This is a genomic window from Vibrio sp. 10N.222.55.A1 (genome assembly GCF_041473835.1).
Taxonomy (GTDB): domain Bacteria; phylum Pseudomonadota; class Gammaproteobacteria; order Enterobacterales; family Vibrionaceae; genus Vibrio; species Vibrio crassostreae_C.
The window spans coordinates 1076-1484 of record NZ_JBFRSX010000116.1; the positions used below are offsets into that span (position 1 = coordinate 1076).

General features: G+C 42.1%; 1 protein-coding gene. It reads left to right on the forward strand.

What is annotated here, in order from left to right; translation table 11 throughout:
• On the forward strand, positions 1 to 409 hold a 409-nt coding region (locus AB4493_RS21585), incomplete at both ends, for an IS5 family transposase (protein ID WP_372155799.1).

Here is a 409-nt window from a genome sequence, read left to right on the forward strand (position 1 = left end):
CCATTTAGCCGTAGACACTGGCACTCATGAAATCATTGCGGCTGAGTTAAGTTTATCGAATGTCACTGACGGTGAAGCTCTTCCTAATTTACTGAATCAAACTCGTCGTAGAATCAATGAGATATCTGGTGATGGAGCTTACGATACAAGACAATGCTACGAAGCAATACGTATTAAACAAGCTGTTCCACTTATTCCACCGAGAGAAGGTGCTGCTTTTTGGTTACGAGGTCACCCCCGTAATCTGGCGGTAGCTTGCCAGAAATTATACGGCTCAAATAAACATTGGAAAAAGAAGTACGGTTACCATAAACGGTCACTTTCAGAGACGGCTATGTTCCGTGTAAAGACACTGTTTGGTGGGCGATTAAGTTTAAGAAACTATAATGCTCACATAGACAGAACCTTA